Here is a 660-nt window from a genome sequence, read left to right on the forward strand (position 1 = left end):
CCGGGCGAAGACGCTGGTACTTATGCCATTTCGCAGGGTTCACTGAGTGCCGGAAGCAATTATGTGCTCAATTACACCGGCGCCAATCTGACCATCACGCCAAAACCAATCACAGTGACCGCAGGTGTTGCAACCAAAATTTATGGTGAAGCCGACCCTGCGCTGACTTATACTGCTGCGCCCGGTCTGGAAACCGGCGATGCCTTTACCGGCTCGCTTACCCGCACCCCGGGAGAAGATGTTAGAACGTATGCCATCACGCAGGGAACCCTCAGTGCAGGAGCTAATTACACCATTACTTTTACCGGCGCTAACCTGCAGATCACGCCCAAAGCGATCACCGTTACGGCCGACGCGCGCGGAAAAGCATTTGGAACCGCTGATCCGGCACTCACCTATACGGTCAGTCCGGCCCTTGTTGCAGGCGACGCTTTTACGGGATCGTTGAGCCGCGCACCGGGTGAAGCCGTAGGTACGTACCCGATCACGCAGGGTACCCTCTCAGCAGGGAGCAACTATGCGCTGACCTTTACCGGAGCTGGTTTCACCATCGGTGCAAGGGTGATTACGGTAACGGCCGCCACCCAGACCAAAGTGTATGGGCAGGCTGATCCGGCCCTGACCTATACCTTCACGCCGGCACTTGATCCGGGCGACAGC

Annotated in this window: 1 protein-coding gene; it reads left to right on the plus strand. The window is 57.7% G+C overall.

The window, feature by feature from the left end; genetic code table 11:
- The coding region (locus C7T94_RS19245; RefSeq protein ID WP_317046930.1) for an MBG domain-containing protein at positions 1-660 on the plus strand (660 nt) is incomplete at both ends.

Source organism: Pedobacter yulinensis (genome assembly GCF_003029735.1).
Lineage (GTDB): Bacteria > Bacteroidota > Bacteroidia > Sphingobacteriales > Sphingobacteriaceae > Pedobacter > Pedobacter yulinensis.